The following is a 17,154-nucleotide window of genomic DNA, read 5'->3' as shown; positions in this document are numbered from 1 at the left end:
GGCCGGGCACGCATAGTGGCAGCATCGTCACCCGGCGTTCCCATCGGATACGGCGAAGCCCCGGAGCGGCGGCGGCCTGCCCCGGGGCTTCGGGCGAGCATGATCGGGCGGACCCTACAGGTTGCCGCGACGCTCCTGCTCGCGCTCGATCGCCTCGAACAGCGCCTTGAAGTTGCCCTTGCCGAAGCCGAGCGAGCCGTGCCGCTCGATCAGCTCGAAGAACACCGTCGGGCGGTCCTGCACGGGCTTGGTGAAGATCTGCAGCAGGTAGCCGTCCTCGTCGCGGTCGACGAGGATCTTGCGCTGCTTCAGCTCCTCGATCGGCGCCCGCACCTCGCCGATCCTGGCGCGCAGCTCCGGGTCGTCGTAGTAGGAGTCGGGGGTGTCGAGGAACTCCACGCCCGCCGCCCTCATGTTGTCGACGGTCGTGAGGATGTCGTTGGTGGCCAGCGCGATGTGCTGCACGCCGGGACCGCCGTAGAACTCCAGGTACTCGTCGATCTGCGACTTCTTGCGGCTGATCGCGGGCTCGTTGAGCGGGAACTTCACCTTGCGGGTGCCGTCCGCGACGACCTTCGACATCAGCGCGGAGTACTCGGTGGCGATGTCGTCGCCGACGAACTCCGCCATGTTGGTGAAGCCCATCACGTTCCGGTAGAACTCCACCCACTCGTCCATCTTGCCGAGCTCGACGTTGCCCACGCAGTGGTCGATCGCCTGGAAGAAGCGCTTGGCCGGGGGCGCCACGATGGGCTCGGCCGCACGGTATCCGGGCAGGTAGGGGCCGGAGTAGTTGGACCGGTCGACCAGGGTGTGCCGGGTCTCGCCGTAGGTGGCGATGGCCGCGACCACGACCTTGCCGTTCTCGTCCTCCAGCGTGTACGGCTCGGCCAGCCCCTTGGCGCCCTTGGCGAGGGCGTGCGCGTAGGCCGCCTCGACGTCGGGCACCTCGATGGCCAGGTCGATCACGCCGTCACCGTGCTCGGCGACGTGGCGGGCCAGGTCGATGCCGTGTCCGTGGTCGCGCCCGCTTCGGCCTTCGTCGGCGCGCTGCGGCCGTACCGACGCGCGGAACTCGAACCGCGCCCCGCCCGAGGCGAGGACGTAGGCCACCTCGTCCCTGCTGCCGTTCTCCGGGCCGCGGTAGGCGACCAGCTTCATCCCGAACGCGGTGGAGTAGTAGTGGGCCGCCTGCTTGGCGTTGCCCACAGCGAACACCACGGCGTCCATGCCCTTGACCGGAAACTCATCGCTCATACCGATAACTCTCAATTTGTATGGACGCCTTGTGCAACTGTTACTTGAACCAGTGGACAATCTGTCCATGACCATCGACGAACTGGACGCCAAACTGCTCAGTCTGCTCTCCACTGAGCCGCGCCTCGGAGTTCTGGAGTGTTCGCGCCGGCTCGGCGTGGCCCGCGGAACGGTGCAGGCGCGACTCGACCGGATGATCGCCAGGGGGGTCATCACCGGTTTCGGCCCTGACGTCTCGGCGGCGGCGCTCGGCTACGACGTGACCGCGTTCGTCACCATGGAGATCCGCCAGGTGAGCGGCCACGATCCGGTCGCCGACCAGCTCGCGCGCATCCCGGAGGTGCTGGAGGTCCACACCATCACCGGAGGCAGCGACCTGCTGTGCAGGGTCGTGGCGCGCACCAACGCCGACCTCCAGCGCGTCATCGACCGGATCGTCGCCGTCCAGGGGGTTCTGCGGACTTCCTCGGTGATCGTGCTCGACACTCCGGTCCCATACCGAGTTCTGCCATTGGTCATGGATGTACCACGGCGAGGCGTGCGAAAGTCTTAGCATCGTTACCGATCGTTTATTCTTGGCCTTCCGCCAGCTGACGGGGGTTTGCTGAGCGTGCGATCGGGGGGGAGTCTGTGGCGAAGAGCGTGGGCAAACGGCGGATTCTGCGGTGGGTGGCCATCGCGTTCGGTGCCGGGATCCTCGCGACGGTCGCGCTGTTCGGCGTCGCATGGGCCATGACGCCCATCCCGGACAGCACCCAGAAGGAAGCCACGGCGCAGGGCTCGGTGATCTACTACCGCGACGGCAAGACGGTCCTGGCCAAGCAGGGCGTCAACCGCAAGAACGTCAAGCTCGCCCAGGTGCCGCCGCACGTCTGCGACGCCGTCATCGCCGCGGAGAACCGCTCCTTCTACACCGACAGCGGCGTGTCGCTGAAGGGCACCGCCCGCGCCGTGTGGTCCACCGTCACGGGGCAGCAGCTGCAGGGCGGCTCCACGATCACCCAGCAGATGGTCCGCAACTACTACAGCGGCCTGAGCCAGGAACGCTCGATCACCAGGAAGTTCAAGGAGATCCTGATCTCCATCAAGGTCGACCAGTCCAAGTCGAAGGACTGGGTGCTCGAGCAGTACCTCAACACCATCTACTTCGGCAGGGGCGCCAACGGCGTCCAGGCCGCCGCGCAGGCCTACTTCGGCAAGAACGTCGAGAGCCTCACCGTCGCCGAGGGCGCCTACCTGGCCGCGGTCATCCAGCAGCCCAGCAGGTTCGCCGACCCCAAGGGCGGCGACCGCGCCGCGGCCGAGGCGCGCTGGCGGGCGGTCGTCGACGCCATGGTCCAGACGGGCGCCCTGACCGCCGCGGACGCCGCCAAGCAGGACTTCCCCGAGCTCAAGAAGCCCAGGGCCGCCTTCGCGCTCAAGGGTCAGGACCAGGTCATGGTCGACAGGGTGCGCGAGGAGCTCAACGCCCGCGGCTACACCGACGAGCAGATCGACAGCGGCGGCCTGAAGATCCTCACCACCTTCGACAAGAACCTCATGGGCGCCGCCGAGCGCGCGGTGAAGTCCGTGCTGCCGGAGTCCACGTCCACGAAGGTGCGCACCGGCCTGGCCGCGGTCGACCCCGCGACCGGCGAGGTCGTCGCCTTCTACGGCGGAAGCAAGGACCAGTCGTGGGACAACGCCTTCTCCGCGAAGGTGCAGGCCGGTTCGACGTTCAAGCCGTACACGCTGGCCGCCGCGCTCGACAGCGGCCTGCCCCTCTCGACCACGGTCAACGGCAACTCGCCCATCTCCGTGCGCGGCGCCTCCCAGCCGATCCCCAACGACAGCGGGCGTTCCTACGGATACGTCGACCTGATCCGCGCCACCCAGAACTCGGTCAACACCGCCTTCGTCGACCTCGGCCAGAAGGTCGGCCTCGACAAGGTCGCCAAGGTCGCCGAGGCGGCCGGCATCCCCGCCGCCCAACTCGAGGCGCAGCGGGCCTACGCCTCCTTCCCGCTCGGCGTCTCCTCCGTCAGCGCCGTGCAGAACGCCTCAGGCTTCGCCAGCTTCGCCAACGGCGGCGTCCACATGGAAAGCCACGTCGTCAAGTCGGTGACCGACGCCAACGGCAAGAAGTCGGTCATCAAACCCAAGGCGACCACCGTGGTCAGCGAGCAGGCCGCCGCCGACACGATCTACGCCATGGAACACGTCGTCAAGTACGGCACCGGCACCGGCGCCCGCCTCTACGACCGGCCGGTCGCCGGCAAGACCGGCACCACCGACAGCAACGCCGCGGTCTGGTTCAACGGCTTCACCCCGCAACTGGCCACCGCGGTCAACATGTTCCGCGACGACAACAAGACCGTCGAGGTCCCCGGGTACGGCGTGCAGTTCGGCGGCCAGCTGCCCGCCCGCATCTGGAAGGCGTTCATGACGGAGGCGCTCGACGGCGAGCCCGTCGAGCAGTTCCCCCAGCCGTCGCAGTACGGCTACGACCGCTGGGACGACACCCAGGCCCCCCGCGGCGACGACCGCGGCCCCGACACCGGCTACGACGACGGTTACGACACCGGCTACGACCGGCCCCAGGACACGTGGCCGGGCCAGTGGAACGGCGAGCGGCAGGACAACCCGCAGAGCCCCCCGCCGTCCGAGCAGCCGGCCACGCCGCAGAACCCGGTCGTTCCCGAGGAGACCGACAGGGGCGAGGCCCAGGACACCGCGCCGCCGAACACCGGCCAGCCGGCCGAGCCCGACCGGCTGGACGACGCCTCAACCCGCCCCGGGGGCCGCTAACTCGGCGAGCAGGCTTCAACCCGATCCGGGGGCCGCCAGTTCGGCGAGCAGGTCGGCCGGGGTGGTCACCGGGAGGCGGCAGGTGAAGCCCCGGCAGACGTAGGCGGCGGGCGCCCCGCCGACCAGCCCCCGTTCCTCAAGCAACGGCACCCTGACACCGCCCGCGCCACCGTCCACGCCGCTGCCCGCGCCGCCCGCGCCGCCGCTCGTGTCGCTGGCCGCGCCGCCCGCGCCGCCGCTCGTGTCGCTGGCTGCGCCGCCTGCGCCGGTGCTGGTGGGCGCGGGGCCCTCCAGCGGGGCGTCGCCCACGGCGATCACCATGCCCGGCACGTCGGCCAGCAGCGCCGCCCGGTGCAGCGCTCGCGTGCGCGGATCGTCCGCCGGCCCCACGATCGCCACCTCGACCGGCCCGGCCAGCGCGGCCTGCGCCACCGCCAGGCCCCAGCCCGCGAACCTCGCATGCCCCCCGGACAGCACCGACACCGTGCCGAGCGCCGACGCGGCGGCCTCCCGATGCCGCGCCGACCCGGTCAGCGCCGCGTACGACAGCAACGCCCCCGCCGCGGCGAACTGCCCGGACGGCGTGGCGTTGTCCGTCGGATCCTGGGGCCGCTGGAACAGCCGCTCGGCGTCGTCCGCCGTGTCGAAGAAGCCGCCGCGCCCGTCCGCGAAGCGGGACAGGACCACCTCCAGCAGCCGCTCCGCCAGCGCGAACCACCGCACCTCGCCCGTCACCCCGTACAGCGCGAGCAGCCCCTCGGCCAGGTCGGCGTAGTCCTCCAGCACGCCCGCGTTCCGCCCGGCGTGCCCGTCACGGGAGGTCCGCAGCAGCCGGTCGCCGTCGAGGTGCACCCGCTCCAGCAGGGTCGCGGCCTGCCGCGCCGCCTCCACCAGGTCGGGCCGCTCGAACACCGCTCCCGTCTCCGCGAGCGCGGCCACGGCCAGGCCGTTCCACGCCGCGACCACCTTGTCGTCGCGGCCCGGCCGTACCCGCTGGTCCCTGGCCGACATCAGCCGCGACCGCACCCTGGCGAACCGGTCGGCGTCGTCAGGGTCACCGAGCAGCTGCAGCACCGAGGTGCCGTGCTCGAAGGTGCCCGTCACCTCGAACAGCTCGATCGCCCACGCGGCGTCCTCGGGGTCGAGGACCTCCCGCAGCTGGGCGGGCGTCCAGACGTAGAACCTGCCCTCCTCGCCCTCGCTGTCGGCGTCGAGCGCCGAGGCGAAACCGCCCTCGGCGGTGCGCATCTCCCGCAGCAGCCAGTCGGCGGTCTCCAGCGCGACCCGCCTGGCCAGCGGCGCGCCCGAGGACTTCCACCAGTGCGTGTAGACCCTGAGCAGCAGCGCGTTGTCGTAGAGCATCTTCTCGAAGTGAGGGACCACCCACCCGGCGTCGACGCTGTAGCGGGCGAAGCCGCCGCCGAGCTGGTCGTAGATCCCGCCCCGCGCCATCGCCTCCAGCGTCCTGGACGCCATGTCCCTGGCCGCCACGGCACCGTCGCCCTGGTATCTCAGCAGGAACTCCAGCACCATCGACGGCGGGAACTTGGGCGCGCCGCCGAAGCCGCCGCGCACCGGGTCGAAGGACCGCAGGAGGTTCTCCACGGCCACCGTCAGCGTCTGGGCCGTCGGCACCGGACCGCTCGGCAGCGTCGATCCGCCGGTGAGCGCCTCGACGACCTTCGAGCCCTGCTCCACCACCTGCCGCCGGTCCTCGGTCCACGCGGTGTGCACCCCGACGAGCAGGCGCTGGAACTGGGGCTTCGGGAAGTAGGTTCCGCAGTAGAAGGGGTGGCCCTCCGGCGTCGCGAACACCGTCATCGGCCACCCGCCCTGCTGCGTCATGGCCTGCGTCGCGCTCATGTAGACGGCGTCGACATCGGGCCGCTCCTCGCGGTCGACCTTGACGTTGACGAAGCGCTCGTTCATCAGGCGGGCGGTCTCGACGTCCTCGAAGCTCTCGTGCGCCATGACGTGGCACCAGTGACAGGCCGAGTAGCCGACCGAGATCAGCAGCGGCACGTCGCGCCGTCGCGCCTCCTCGAACGCCTCCTCGCCCCACTCGAACCAGTCGACCGGGTTGTCGGCGTGCTGCTGAAGGTAGGGGCTGGTGGCATGCTTCAGCCTGTTCATAGGGCCAGCCTCTCACGCTCGCCACCCCCGGCGACCGCCCCGCCGACCACCGCCGTCCCCGCGCTCCCGCAACGCCCAGGCCCTTCCCCTCTCCCGGCCCCACCTGGCCATTCCCACGCCCAGGCCCGCGCTGCCGTCCACGGCGGTCAGGACTCCGGCGCGGGTCTCGGCCGGCTCGGCGATCCTGCGTTCGAGCGCCTCGGCGGAGTGCGGGCCGAGCGTGCTTCCCGCGGCCAGTCCTCCGCCCGGAGCTTTCCGCGTCATTCTCGCGGCCGGCCCTTCATCCGGCCATTCGCGCTGCGTTCGATCTCCGCGACGCCCAGGCTGCTTCTCGGACGGCGGGCGGGTGCCCGGCCGGGTCGGGCGGGCCCACGGGTCCTCGGTGCGCGGCATGTCGTGGCCTGCCGTTGGGGGTCCGTGACGGCGGGGACCGGAGTCCTGCTGGGCGGCGCGCCCGCGGCGGACGGCACCCCGCGACCGGGGAGGCGCCAGACCGGCTTGCCGTACGGGCCGGGCCGGGAAGGCGGGCCGGGCCGGGAAGGCGGGCCGGGCCGGGAAGGCGGGCCGGGCCGGGAAGGCGGGCCGACTCACGGGAGGCCGGACACCGGCAGACCTGGAGGACGGACCCGGAAGGTGGGGGGATACGCAGAAGAGAGGGCTGGGTGGGTAGGTTACCGAGCGTGGACCTTGACTTCGTGAGCGCTCATGCCGAACGCGCCGCGACCGAGCTGACCCGCAGGGATGTGGCCCGCGCGCTGCTGGCCGTCCCGTCCGGGGTGGCGCTGGTGGCCCTGCCGGACCTGCGGCGGGCGATGTTGGCCGCCGGCAACCCGCTCTCGCCGGTCTTCTGGGACACCGCGAGGGCCACGCTCAGCTCGATCGAGGCCGGCACGGCCACGGTGGGCGACGTGCAACGCTGGCTGGAGGCCACCGGCAGCGAGCCGATCCTGCTCACGCCCAGCTACTTCGTCTGGCCCGAGGAGGACGAGCGCGGCCCGGTCGCCGAGGAGATGTACGCGCTCTTCGTCGCCTACCTGGAGCGGCGCGTCGAGGCGGGCGAGACCGACCCCGACGCCCTGGCGACGGGCGATCCGGCGGCCCGCGCCGCCTACGAGGAGCTGCAGGAGCGCTGGCTCAACACGGCGCTGCCGGACGGCAGGGTGCCGGTGCTGGTGGTGAGCGACGAGCAGGACGAGGAGTTGTTCGCGGCGTGGGACGAGGAGGAGTCCTACGCGTTGGCCGAGCTGCGAAGGATCCTCGACGAGCTGCCCAAACGCCCCGAGCTGCCGGAGCCCGAGCTGCGCCAGGCCGCGGCCAGGCTCAGGGAGGTGCTCGTCTTTCCCGGCTATCCCGGCAACGTGCTGCGGGCGTGCGCCGGGTTCGAGGGCGGGCTCATGCCCGACGACGACAGGGAGCTGTGGCTGTCGGTCGTCGCGGGGATCGCGGGCCCGGTCTCCGACCTGGACGAGGACGTGGACCTGGACCGGGTCCTGGGCCAGGACCAGGAGAAGGACCTGGCGCCTGAGCCGGCGGACGAGGACCTCACCCACGAGGAGGCGGTGCTGGCCGCGCTGTGCGCCATCCATCACGCCGACTGGCTGGCCGCGGTGGCGGCGCTGGCCCGGCTGGGGCCCGGCGTGCTGGCCTCGCCGGAGCGGATCGCCCGGCTCATCGCGGAGTCCGAGGACATCACGGTCGACATGGACGATCCCGACGACCTCGACACCACCGAGACCCTGTTCACCCACGTGACCGAACTGTGGGCCTACCTGGGCATCGTGGACGAGGACGACGTCCTCACCCCGCTGGGCTGGTGGGGCCTGCCTGCGGCGCTGGAACGGGCCTGGTCGGCGGAGGAATGAGCGCCCGGCAGCCACGCCGATCCGGCCCGCGCCCGTGACCAGGGCGGCACGGCCACGGTTTCCTCACTCCCACGTCAGGGGGCGAGGTTCACCGTCACGCTGTCTCGACCAGGTCCTGGTAGTCGGGGTGACGGCTGATCCACTTGGCCACGTACGGGCACAGGGGACGGACCTTCAGCCCGGTGTCCCTGGTCACGTCGAGAGCCCGCCTGACGAGCCGGCCGGCCAGACCCTGCCCCTCGAACTCCGGGGCGACCTCGGTGTGGGTGAACACGATGACCGTGGGCAGCAGCTTGTACTCCGCGAACCCGGCGAGCCTGCCGCCCACGTGGATCTCGAAGCGGGACTCGTCCGGGTTGTCGACGATCGCGATCTCTTCGGTCACTTCTTGTCCAGGTCGGCCTCGTGGGGAACCTCGATCTTCGAGATCTGCTTGTTCATCGACTTGATGAGCAAGAACAGCGCGAATCCCAGGAGTGCCACGACGGTGAAGCCCAGGATGCCCGGGCTCACGTCACCAACGGCGAAGTACGTCACGCCGTCCAGTCTACGTGCGGGCGCACGCGGTCTCCTCGGCGTGTATGCCCGCGAACAGGTCGTCCTCGGGAAGCCTGGTGTCGACCAGCGAGCGCGCGAGGTGGTAGTCCTCGGTCGGCCAGATCTCCTGCTGCAGCTCCCTCGGGCACACGAACCAGAACCCGTCGGGGTCGACCTGGGTGGCGTGCGCCATCAGCGCCTCGTCGCGGGTCTTGAAGAAGTCGCCGCACGGCACCCGCGTCGTCACCGGCCACTTCTGCGGGCGGTCCTCCCAGCGGGCGATCCAGTCGGCGTACGGCGAGCCGATGCCGCGCTTGGTCATCGCCTCGTGCAGCGCCTCGAACCGCTCCTTGGTGAAGCCCATCTGGTAGTAGAGCTTCAGCGGCTGCCAGGGGTCGCCCGCGCCCTGGTAGCGGTCGGGGTCGCCGGCGGCGTCGAAGGCCTCGACCGACACCCTGTTGGTCATGATGTGGTCGGGGTGCGGGTAGCCGCCGTCGTCGTCGTAGGTGAGCATCACGTGCGGCCTGAACTCGCGCACCGCCGCCACCAGCGGCCTGGCGGCCACCTCGAGCGGCTGCAGGGCGAAGCACCCCTCCGGCAGCGCCTCCTCCTCGCTCTCGGGCAGGCCCGAGTCGACGAAACCGAGGAAACGCTGGCTCACTCCGAGGATCTCGCGCGCGCGGTCCATCTCCTTGCGGCGGACCTCGGCGATGTTGGCGACGATCTCGGGCCGGTCCATCTTGGGGTTGAGCACGGAACCGCGCTCACCGCCCGTGAGAGTACAGACGAGGACCTCAACGCCATCCGCGACATAACGCGCCATCGTGGCGGCGCCCTTGCTCGACTCGTCGTCGGGATGGGCGTGGACGGCCATCAGCCTCAGCGTGGCGCTCACTGGCTCGCTGTCTCCTCACATCGGACCGGGTCACTCGCCACAGGAGGTTTACTTCTCCTGGGCGGTCGCGGGGGCGCACCCCCTACAGGCGACAATTGTCTCGGACAACACCGCGGAGTGCAGGGAGATTCCGTCATGGCCACCAGAGATGCCGAGAACGGTCCGGTTCTCGGCACCCCGGACGACTTCATCGACCGCCCGGAACGGCAGGGCAGGCTCGTCGTCCATGTCGTGATCGCGGTACTGGTGGCGATCATCGCTGGCGGATGGGGTTACGTGATGTGGACCGCCACCGGTCAGGCCACGGTCCCGCAGCAGGTCATCGCCTTCGACGCGAGCAGGCCCGACTCCGCCGAGATCACGTTCGGCGTCGGCAGGCCGGCGGACAAGACCGTGGTGTGCCGGCTGAGGGCGACGGATGCCAACCATGTGGAAGTAGGTAGCAAAGAGGTAAGGATTCCGGCCGGTGAGGGGTATATCCAACTGAAGGAGCGCCTGGACACCAGTGCTCAGGCATCCTCAGTCCACATCCAGTCCTGTTATCTCGTATAGTGAGACGTTTGGGGAAGCGTTGAGCGTGTAAAGTTGTTACTCTTTCGCGATTCGCGGACCCAAGTGAACACAGGGCCCCCAAGGAAGCAAGGAGAACCCGTGGCCGACTCTCGCGATGAGAACGTCACCTGGCTGACGCAGGAGGCGTACGACCGCCTGAAGGAGGAGTACGACTACCTCTCGGGCCCGGGTCGTGTTGACATCGCCAAGAAGATCGAGGCTGCTCGTGAAGAGGGCGACCTGCGGGAGAACGGCGGGTACCACGCGGCCAAGGACGAGCAGGGCAAGATCGAGGCTCGTATCTACCATCTCAGGCAGCTCCTCGACAGCGCGAAGGTGGGCGAGGCCCCGAAGACCGAGGGCGTGGTGGGTCCCGGCATGACCGTCACGATCCGCTTCGAGGGCGACGACGACGAGGTCACCTTCCTGCTCGCCTCCCGCGAGGAGACCGGCGCACCCATAGACGTCTACTCGCCCAAGTCGCCGCTCGGCGCCGCGATCAACGGCAAGAAGATCGGCGAGAAGGCGACGTACGCCATGCCCAACGGCCGTCAGAACACGGTCGAGATCCTCGAGGCCGTGCCGTACATCGGCAACTGAATCCCGACCAGCAGATCCGCCGGGCAGTGGGCCCGGCGGATCTTCAGCGTGCGCAGGGAGGAATCAGGCAGGACCTGTCCTTCCTGGTGTACGGCGACCGCCCGTGCACGCCGCGGCCGCCCGGCCCGTACGGCCCGCCCCCGCCCAGGCCGCCCCGCGGCCAGCGGCTGGTGCCCTTCATCGCGGTGACGCTCGCCATGGTGATCGCCGCCGACGTGGCGTTACTCGGTGAGTTCTCCGAGAAGGAGCCGGCCCCGGCCGCCGTGACGGCCACGAAGCTGGCCCCGCGGGAGAACCTGGTCGCCGAGCGCGAGACGGCGCCCCCGGTGCAGCCGCTCGGCAAGCTGCGCAAGCCCAGCGTGTTCGTGGTGACGCGCAAGCCGCTGCGGCGCGCCACGATGGAGAAGGTCGTCAAGGTCAAGGGCATCCAGGCGGTGGAGCTGGCCGACGCCGCCTCCGTCACGATCGACGGCAAGCGGGTGCAGACGCTCGGCGTCGACCCCTCCAGCTTCCGGTCCTACACCCCCAAGGTGACCGCCTCGTCCGACGGCCTGTGGGCCAACATCGCGGGCGGCGACGTCGCCGTCTCCTTCGTCCTCGGCAACGACGGCGGGCTCTCGCTCGGCCGCAGCGTGCCGGGGCCGCGCGGACAGCTCAGGATCGGCGCCTACGCGACGATGGGCATGGGCGCGGTGGACGCCGTCGTCTCCAGGGACAAGGCCCGCTCCCTCGGTTTCCCGCAGAACAACGCGATCGTGGTCAGCGCCCCGAAGGCCGACACCGCCACGCTGCGCAGGGCGCTGCTGCGGGTGCTGCCGAAGGGCTCGCAGGTGGCCGCGATCAACCCGGTGCTGGCCGCGCCGAAGAAGGTCACGCAGTGGAGTTCGGGCTCGTTCATGACGGCCGCGCAGCTGACCACGGCGCTGCAGGCGGGGGCGGGCAAGCTGGGCCGGCCGTACGTGTGGGGCGCGGAGGGGCCGGACACCTTCGACTGTTCGGGGCTCGTGCAGTGGGCCTTCGCCCAGGCGGGCGTGCGCATGCCGCGCGTCACCCACCAGCAGTGGGTGACCGGGCCGCAGGTGCCGCTGGCGCAGGCGCAGCCCGGCGACCTCATCTTCTGGCGGAGCGACCCCACCAACCCCGGCTACATCTCTCATGTGGCGATTTATTGGGGTAACGGCAAGGTGCTGCAGGCGCCGAGAACCGGTGACGTGGTGAAGATCTCGCCCCTCAGCACGCGCAACCTGGCGGGCGTCGTGCGGGTCAGCCCGGTCATCGCCGCCCGCGTTCGCTGACAGCTTTCCTCCGACGGCACGACTGAGGCTGGCCCTTGTCCGGCAAGTGTGTAATTCTCATTACATGGATACTGACGAAGCAACCAGCACGCTGCGGGCGTGGTTCACGGGCCGGCTGCCCGAGACCTGGTTCACCGGCCCCGTGACCATCGTCCTCGACCGCGAGGAGATCGCCGTCATCGGGACCCTCCCCGAGCCCGAGGCCGGCTCCGACGCCGAGAAGGCCGCCACGATCGACGGCCTCGTCCGGCGCTTCAGGGAAGAGACCCGAGAGCGCCGCATCGAGATCGCCACGGAGGCCGAGCGGAAGTTCCGCCGCAAGGTCTCGTGGGGCGTGACCTGCGGCGACGAGACGGTGATGTTCACCACACTGTCCGTGCCCGTGATGACCAGGCTGCGGCAGTCCGAGCGGCAGGTCCTCGACACCCTGGTCGCCGCCGGCGTGGCCCGCAGTCGCAGCGACGCGCTCGCCTGGTGCGTACGGCTGGTCGGCAAGCACACCGACACCTGGCTGACCGAGTTGCGCGACGCGCTGCAGCATGTCGACCGCATTCGCGCAGCTGGCCCTTCCGGAATGGACTGAACCAATCTCCTGATTGGTTTAGACCTTTCCTCTTGGTCTGGACCAATTAACTTTCTTTAAATCTCTTCTCGGTGGGTAGGTTCCCTCTCCATCAAGGCCGCTGCCTGCGCAAAGGTCTACGCCAATTCGCCTTTGTCGGCATTAGTCGTTAATGATGACGTGGCCCAGATAAGAGTGGAGGAGCCGCTGCCGTGTCCCTTTCCGTTGAAGTACCCAGCCCGACGTCCAACCAGAAATTGGCCGACTGGGTGAACGAGATCGCCGCCCTGACCCAGCCCGCCAGGATCGAGTGGTGCGACGGGTCCGAGGCCGAGTGGACGCGCCTGACGAACCTGCTCGTCGACCAGGGGACCTTCACCCGCCTCGCCAAGAGGCCCAACAGCTTCTACGCCAAGTCCGACCCGAGCGACGTCGCCCGGGTCGAGGACCGCACCTACATCTGCTCCGAGCGCGAGGAGGACGCGGGCCCGACGAACAACTGGATCGCGCCCGCCGAGATGCGCGCGACCTTCGGTGAGCTGTTCAAGGGCTGCATGCGCGGGCGGACGATGTACGTCGTGCCGTTCTGCATGGGACCGCTGGGCGGGGAGATCTCCCAGCTCGGCGTGGAGATCACCGACTCGCCGTACGTGGCGGTGTCCATGCGGATCATGACGCGGATGGGCGCTGAGGCGCTGCGCCTGATCGAGCAGCGTGGAGCGGCGCGAAAGGCCGAAGAGAGCGACGAAGGAGCCAACGAAGGCCGCAGCAAGCGCGACCATGAGCACGGCGACTTCGTCAAGGCCGTCCACTCCGTCGGCGCGCCTCTGGCCGAGGGGCAGCAGGACGTGCCGTGGCCGTGCAACTCGACCAAGTACATCAGCCACTTCCCCGAGACCCGCGAGATCTGGTCGTACGGCTCCGGCTACGGCGGCAACGCGCTGCTCGGCAAGAAGTGCTACGCGCTGCGCATCGCCAGCGTGATGGCCCGCGACGAGGGCTGGCTGGCCGAGCACATGCTCATCCTCAAACTGACCCCGCCCACGGGCGAGACCCGCTACATCGCCGCCGCCTTCCCGAGCGCCTGCGGCAAGACCAACCTCGCCATGCTCCAGCCGACCGTTCCCGGGTGGAAGGTCGAGACGATCGGCGACGACATCGCCTGGATGCGCTTCGGCGAGGACGGCAGGCTGTACGCCATCAACCCGGAGGCCGGCTTCTTCGGCGTGGCGCCCGGCACCGGCGAGACCACCAACGCCAACGCCGTGAAGACGCTGTGGGGCAACAGCATCTTCACCAACGTCGCGCTCACCGACGACGGCGACGTGTGGTGGGAGGGGCTGACCGACGAGCCGCCGGCGCACCTCACCGACTGGAAGGGTCGCTCGTGGACGCCCGACTCCGAGGAGCCGGCCGCCCACCCGAACGCCCGCTTCACCACCCCGGCGTCCCAGGCGCCGACCATCGCCCCCGAATGGCAGGACCCCAAGGGCGTGCCCATCTCGGCGATCCTGTTCGGCGGCCGCCGCGCCACCGCGGTGCCGCTGGTCACCGAGTCGCTGAGCTGGCAGCACGGCGTCTTCCTCGGAGCCAACGTCGCCTCCGAGAAGACCGCCGCCGCCGAGGGCAAGGTCGGGGAGCTGCGCTACGACCCGTTCGCGATGCTGCCGTTCTGCGGCTACAACATGGGCGACTACTTCGGCCACTGGCTGTCCGTCGGCCGCCGCGAGGACGCGCGGCTGCCCCGCATCTACTACGTGAACTGGTTCCGCAAGGACGACGCCGGCCGCTTCATCTGGCCGGGCTTCGGCGAGAACAGCCGCGTGCTGAAGTGGATCGTCGAGCGGCTGAACGGCGAGGCCGAGGCCGTACCGACGCCGATCGGGCTGCTGCCGAGGGAGCTCGACACCGAGGGGCTCGACCTGTCGGAGGAGGACCTGCGCACGCTGCTCACCGTCGACCGTGAGGTGTGGCGGCAGGAGGCGGCCCTGATCCCCGCGCACTTCGAGAAGTTCGGCGACCACCTGCCCAAGGAGCTGTGGGCCGAGTACGAGGCGCTCCTCGACCGGCTGTGATGTCGAGGCCATGCCGGGCGGGGACGGCCCGGCATGGCGGTGGACGGTTCCTCCGTGTGCCATGCGGCATACGCCTGCGCTCTTCCTGCGCGTGCCCGAACTGAGGGAAACTTTTGAGGGGACGCCACGCGTCTCATAAGCACACGGGCGTCGTCCTTCCCTCAGGGGGCAGTACATGGCATTCGTTCTGTTCTTTCTCGCGTTACTGCTGGCCGTCGCGGTCGCGAAGACCACGTCCTCGCTCCTGCGGGAGCACGCCAGGGTCCGGGAGGTGGCGGCGCACGCCGGCGGCGATCTGGGCCATTACGAGCTCGCCTACCTCGCTGGCGGCCCCCTGCGGGTCGTCAACACCGCGATCGCCCTCCTGGCCAGGGCGGGCGCGCTACGCGTCTCCCGCGGCGGCCTGGTGCACCCCGTGGCGGGGGCCGACTCGGCCGATCCCGTCGAGCGGGCCGTGCTCGCCGCCGTGGCCGTGCTGCCCGGCGGCATGCCGGTGCACGCGCTGCGCCACGAGGTCGGCACCGGCCCCGCCATGGACGACCTGCGACACCACCTCATGGGGGCCGGCCTGCTCGTGCCCGACGGTTCGCTGGTGCCGGTCCGCACCCACCTGACCCGCGTGAGCGGGTTGTCGGGCCTCGCGGCCATACTCGGGATCTTCACGACGGTCATGCTCGTCGCCGGCGCCGTGCCCGTCGAGCCGCTCTCGGTGGCGACGGTGCTCATCTGCGCGATCGTCTGGCTGGCCGGCCGGATCGTCGCCCGGCGGCGGCGACGCGCCCTCACCAACATCCTCAGCCGTGCCGGGCAGGCGGAGCTGCTCCGTGCCGAGCAGCGGCACGTGCGCGGGGCGGCCGCCCCCGACCTCGCCTTCGCCATCGGCGTGCCCGTCGCCCTGTACGGCCTGAGCGAGCTCGACGACGCGACCCTCAGGGACGAACTGGACGAGAAGCACAAGGCCGTCTCGTCATCGAGCTGCGCCTCGGGGTCCTGCGGCGGCGGGTCGGGCTCCGACACCCTCCACGGCGGCGGCGACTTCGGCTCCTCCTCCGACGGCGGCGGCTCCAGCTGTGGCGGCTCCAGCTGTAGTGGCGGGTCCGGTTGCGGCGGCGGGTGCGGTGGCGGCTGCGGCGGCGGGTGACGGGATGCGCCCGATGGACGGCCGGCTCGGCGTGGGCATCGGCTGGCGGCCGGAGATCGACCTGACGGTGGAGCGCCTGCCCGACGTCGACTTCGTCGAGATCGTCGCGGAGAACATCAGGCCGGCCGCGCTGCCCGAGTCGCTGCGCGTCCTGAGGGAAAGAGGCGTCCCCGTGGTCCCGCACGGCGTCGGCCTCGGCCTCGGCGACGCCACCCCGCCGGACCCCGCGCGCCTGGCCCACCTGGCGGCCTGCGCGCAGGCGCTCGACGCGCCGCTGGTGAGCGAGCACCTGGCGTTCGTGCGCGGGGGCGGGATGGAGGCCGGGCACCTGCTGCCGGTCCCGCGCACCCGCGAGACGCTCGTGGTCGTCGCCGACAACATCAGACGCGCCCAGGACGCGCTGCCCGTCCCGCTGGCGCTGGAGAACGTGGCGGCCATCTTCGGCTGGCCGGAGGACGAGCTGACCGAGGCCGAGTTCCTCGGCGAGCTGGTGGCGCGCACCGGGGTCGGGCTGCTGGTCGACGTCGCGAACCTCTACACCAACCAGGTCAACCTCGGCCTGTCCGTGGTCGCGGCGCTGGACACGCTGCCGCTGGCCGCGCTGGCCTACGTGCACGTGGCCGGCGGGCACCTGCACGACGGCGTCTGGCACGACACGCACGCGCAGGCGGTCCCTGAGCAGGTGCTGGAGGTGCTGGAGGAGCTGTGCGCCCGGGTGGCGCCGCCGGGCGTCCTGCTGGAGTGGGACGACCACTACCCGAGCGACGCCGCGCTGGCCGGCGAGCTCGACCGCATCCGCACGGCCATGGCCGCGGGCGCCCGCCGCCTGGCGACCTCGTAGGACCGGGCATGGAGGGTCACGGCAGCGTGCAGGCGGGGAGCGGGTCGCAGGCGCTGAGGGAGGCCGGGCCGGAGGAGGTGACGGAGGTGTCGGGAGTGTCGGGGGAGCTGTCGCGGGGTGCCGCGGGGCCCGAGCGGTCGCTGGAGGACGTCAGGGCGCGGCTGGGGGAGGCGCAGGCGAGCGTGGTCGCGGCGCTGGTCGCGGGTGGCGCCCCGCCCGCCGGATTCGACCAGGTACGGCTGGCCGTCCAGGCGCGCAGCCTGCTCGCCAAGCGGCGCGGCATCGTGGCGAGGCTGCGCCCCGACGCCGCCGCGGCAGCGGGGGCCGCGCTGGTGGCCGAGTTCGCCGCCTACGCCGCCGCCCGTACCGAGCCCCCGGCCCGCTACCGTGCCGACGCCGACGACTTCGCCGACTGGCTGCGCGCCCGAGGGATCCTCCACGACCCGCCACCGCGCCGCCGCGGGCGCCTGCCGTTCCCCTGGCGCCGCCGCTGAACCGGGGGACACCCCCCACAGTGCGGGTCGGCCACCCTTCGCCTCGCAGCGGCCCGAGCCTCGGTCCTGCCGTTCTTCCTGGGGCCGCGGTGAGTCCCGGGGAGCTCTTGCCGAGGTCGGCCA

The 17,154-nt window shown here is 70.8% G+C and carries 17 protein-coding genes; 11 read left to right on the top strand and 6 right to left on the bottom strand.

Annotated features, from left to right (window positions below):
- Positions 1 to 114: 114 nt before the first annotated feature.
- Positions 115 to 1,257, bottom strand: a complete 1,143-nt coding sequence (gene hppD / locus ACWEVS_RS03745; protein WP_449917983.1) for a 4-hydroxyphenylpyruvate dioxygenase — start codon at positions 1,255 to 1,257, stop codon at positions 115 to 117.
- Positions 1,258 to 1,324: 67 nt separating this feature from the next.
- On the opposite strand from hppD, the gene ACWEVS_RS03740 reads away from it, so the two are divergent.
- Positions 1,325 to 1,810, top strand: a complete 486-nt coding sequence (locus ACWEVS_RS03740; RefSeq protein WP_449917982.1) for an Lrp/AsnC family transcriptional regulator — start codon at positions 1,325 to 1,327, stop codon at positions 1,808 to 1,810.
- Between the two features lie 116 nt (positions 1,811 to 1,926).
- Entirely contained in the window at positions 1,927 to 4,044 is a 2,118-nt protein-coding gene (locus tag ACWEVS_RS03735; RefSeq protein WP_452549761.1) for a transglycosylase domain-containing protein, read from the top strand.
- Positions 4,045 to 4,059: 15 nt separating this feature from the next.
- On the opposite strand, the gene ACWEVS_RS03730 is transcribed toward ACWEVS_RS03735, so the two are convergent.
- Positions 4,060 to 6,177: a thioredoxin domain-containing protein gene (locus ACWEVS_RS03730; protein WP_452549759.1), complete on the bottom strand. Its 2,118-nt coding sequence runs from the start codon at positions 6,175 to 6,177 to the stop codon at positions 4,060 to 4,062.
- A gap of 12 nt (positions 6,178 to 6,189) precedes the next feature.
- Positions 6,190 to 6,441, bottom strand: a complete 252-nt coding sequence (locus tag ACWEVS_RS03725) for a hypothetical protein (RefSeq protein ID WP_452549757.1) — start codon at positions 6,439 to 6,441, stop codon at positions 6,190 to 6,192.
- Positions 6,442 to 6,857: 416 nt separating this feature from the next.
- On the opposite strand from ACWEVS_RS03725, the gene ACWEVS_RS03720 reads away from it, so the two are divergent.
- Complete coding sequence (locus ACWEVS_RS03720; protein WP_449917976.1) at positions 6,858 to 8,039, top strand: hypothetical protein; 1,182 nt, start codon at positions 6,858 to 6,860, stop codon at positions 8,037 to 8,039.
- A 94-nt stretch (positions 8,040 to 8,133) separates the two neighbouring features.
- Here the strand turns inward: ACWEVS_RS03720 and ACWEVS_RS03715 are convergent, their stop codons facing one another.
- From ACWEVS_RS03715 to mca, 3 genes are read right to left on the bottom strand one after another with little or no spacing between them, the layout of a single operon-like run.
- Positions 8,134 to 8,424: a GNAT family N-acetyltransferase gene (locus tag ACWEVS_RS03715; protein ID WP_452549755.1), complete on the bottom strand. Its 291-nt coding sequence runs from the start codon at positions 8,422 to 8,424 to the stop codon at positions 8,134 to 8,136.
- The gene (locus ACWEVS_RS03710; protein WP_354905664.1) at positions 8,421 to 8,576 is read right to left on the bottom strand and encodes a hypothetical protein; all 156 of its coding nucleotides are present in this window, start codon (positions 8,574 to 8,576) and stop codon (positions 8,421 to 8,423) included. Before ACWEVS_RS03710 ends, ACWEVS_RS03715 begins: the two co-directional genes overlap by 4 nt.
- A gap of 10 nt (positions 8,577 to 8,586) precedes the next feature.
- The gene (gene mca / locus ACWEVS_RS03705; RefSeq protein ID WP_354905667.1) at positions 8,587 to 9,471 is read right to left on the bottom strand and encodes a mycothiol conjugate amidase Mca; all 885 of its coding nucleotides are present in this window, start codon (positions 9,469 to 9,471) and stop codon (positions 8,587 to 8,589) included.
- Positions 9,472 to 9,606: 135 nt separating this feature from the next.
- Between mca and ACWEVS_RS03700 the strand changes: the two genes are divergently transcribed.
- The 8 genes from ACWEVS_RS03700 (at position 9,607) to ACWEVS_RS03665 (ending at position 17,031) form a co-directional block, all read left to right on the top strand.
- Entirely contained in the window at positions 9,607 to 10,023 is a 417-nt protein-coding gene (locus tag ACWEVS_RS03700; protein ID WP_449917970.1) for a DUF4307 domain-containing protein, read from the top strand.
- A 99-nt stretch (positions 10,024 to 10,122) separates the two neighbouring features.
- Entirely contained in the window at positions 10,123 to 10,623 is a 501-nt protein-coding gene (gene greA, locus ACWEVS_RS03695) for a transcription elongation factor GreA (protein WP_354905672.1), read from the top strand.
- A gap of 26 nt (positions 10,624 to 10,649) precedes the next feature.
- Positions 10,650 to 11,918: a C40 family peptidase gene (locus tag ACWEVS_RS03690; protein ID WP_452549753.1), complete on the top strand. Its 1,269-nt coding sequence runs from the start codon at positions 10,650 to 10,652 to the stop codon at positions 11,916 to 11,918.
- Between the two features lie 64 nt (positions 11,919 to 11,982).
- The gene (locus tag ACWEVS_RS03685) at positions 11,983 to 12,501 is read left to right on the top strand and encodes a hypothetical protein (protein WP_354905677.1); all 519 of its coding nucleotides are present in this window, start codon (positions 11,983 to 11,985) and stop codon (positions 12,499 to 12,501) included.
- Positions 12,502 to 12,692: 191 nt separating this feature from the next.
- Positions 12,693 to 14,555 (top strand): phosphoenolpyruvate carboxykinase (GTP), encoded by a 1,863-nt coding sequence (locus tag ACWEVS_RS03680; protein ID WP_449917964.1) that lies wholly within the window; start codon positions 12,693 to 12,695, stop codon positions 14,553 to 14,555.
- Between the two features lie 175 nt (positions 14,556 to 14,730).
- Positions 14,731 to 15,696: a TIGR04222 domain-containing membrane protein gene (locus ACWEVS_RS03675; protein WP_452549751.1), complete on the top strand. Its 966-nt coding sequence runs from the start codon at positions 14,731 to 14,733 to the stop codon at positions 15,694 to 15,696.
- Between the two features lie 4 nt (positions 15,697 to 15,700).
- Positions 15,701 to 16,537, top strand: a complete 837-nt coding sequence (locus tag ACWEVS_RS03670; RefSeq protein WP_449917960.1) for a DUF692 domain-containing protein — start codon at positions 15,701 to 15,703, stop codon at positions 16,535 to 16,537.
- Positions 16,538 to 16,545: 8 nt separating this feature from the next.
- Positions 16,546 to 17,031, top strand: a complete 486-nt coding sequence (locus tag ACWEVS_RS03665; RefSeq protein WP_449917957.1) for a hypothetical protein — start codon at positions 16,546 to 16,548, stop codon at positions 17,029 to 17,031.
- Positions 17,032 to 17,154 lie beyond the last annotated feature (123 nt).

This window comes from Nonomuraea sp. NPDC003754, assembly GCF_053605785.1.
The sequence above is the reverse complement of the archived record's forward strand: the minus strand, read 5'-3'. Positions and strand labels throughout refer to the sequence as shown.

Excerpts from the sequence above, each read along its gene's own strand:
- hppD (WP_449917983.1), bottom strand. The coding sequence starts at position 1,257 with ATGAGCGATGAGTTTCCGGTCAAGGGCATGGACGCCGTGGTGTTCGCT.
- ACWEVS_RS03740 (WP_449917982.1), top strand. The coding sequence starts at position 1,325 with ATGACCATCGACGAACTGGACGCCAAACTGCTCAGTCTGCTCTCCACT.
- ACWEVS_RS03730 (WP_452549759.1), bottom strand. The coding sequence starts at position 6,177 with ATGAACAGGCTGAAGCATGCCACCAGCCCCTACCTTCAGCAGCACGCC.
- ACWEVS_RS03725 (WP_452549757.1), bottom strand. The coding sequence starts at position 6,441 with ATGACGCGGAAAGCTCCGGGCGGAGGACTGGCCGCGGGAAGCACGCTC.
- ACWEVS_RS03700 (WP_449917970.1), top strand. The coding sequence starts at position 9,607 with ATGGCCACCAGAGATGCCGAGAACGGTCCGGTTCTCGGCACCCCGGAC.
- ACWEVS_RS03685 (WP_354905677.1), top strand. The coding sequence starts at position 11,983 with ATGGATACTGACGAAGCAACCAGCACGCTGCGGGCGTGGTTCACGGGC.
- ACWEVS_RS03675 (WP_452549751.1), top strand. The coding sequence starts at position 14,731 with ATGGCATTCGTTCTGTTCTTTCTCGCGTTACTGCTGGCCGTCGCGGTC.
- ACWEVS_RS03670 (WP_449917960.1), top strand. The coding sequence starts at position 15,701 with ATGCGCCCGATGGACGGCCGGCTCGGCGTGGGCATCGGCTGGCGGCCG.
- ACWEVS_RS03665 (WP_449917957.1), top strand. The coding sequence starts at position 16,546 with ATGGAGGGTCACGGCAGCGTGCAGGCGGGGAGCGGGTCGCAGGCGCTG.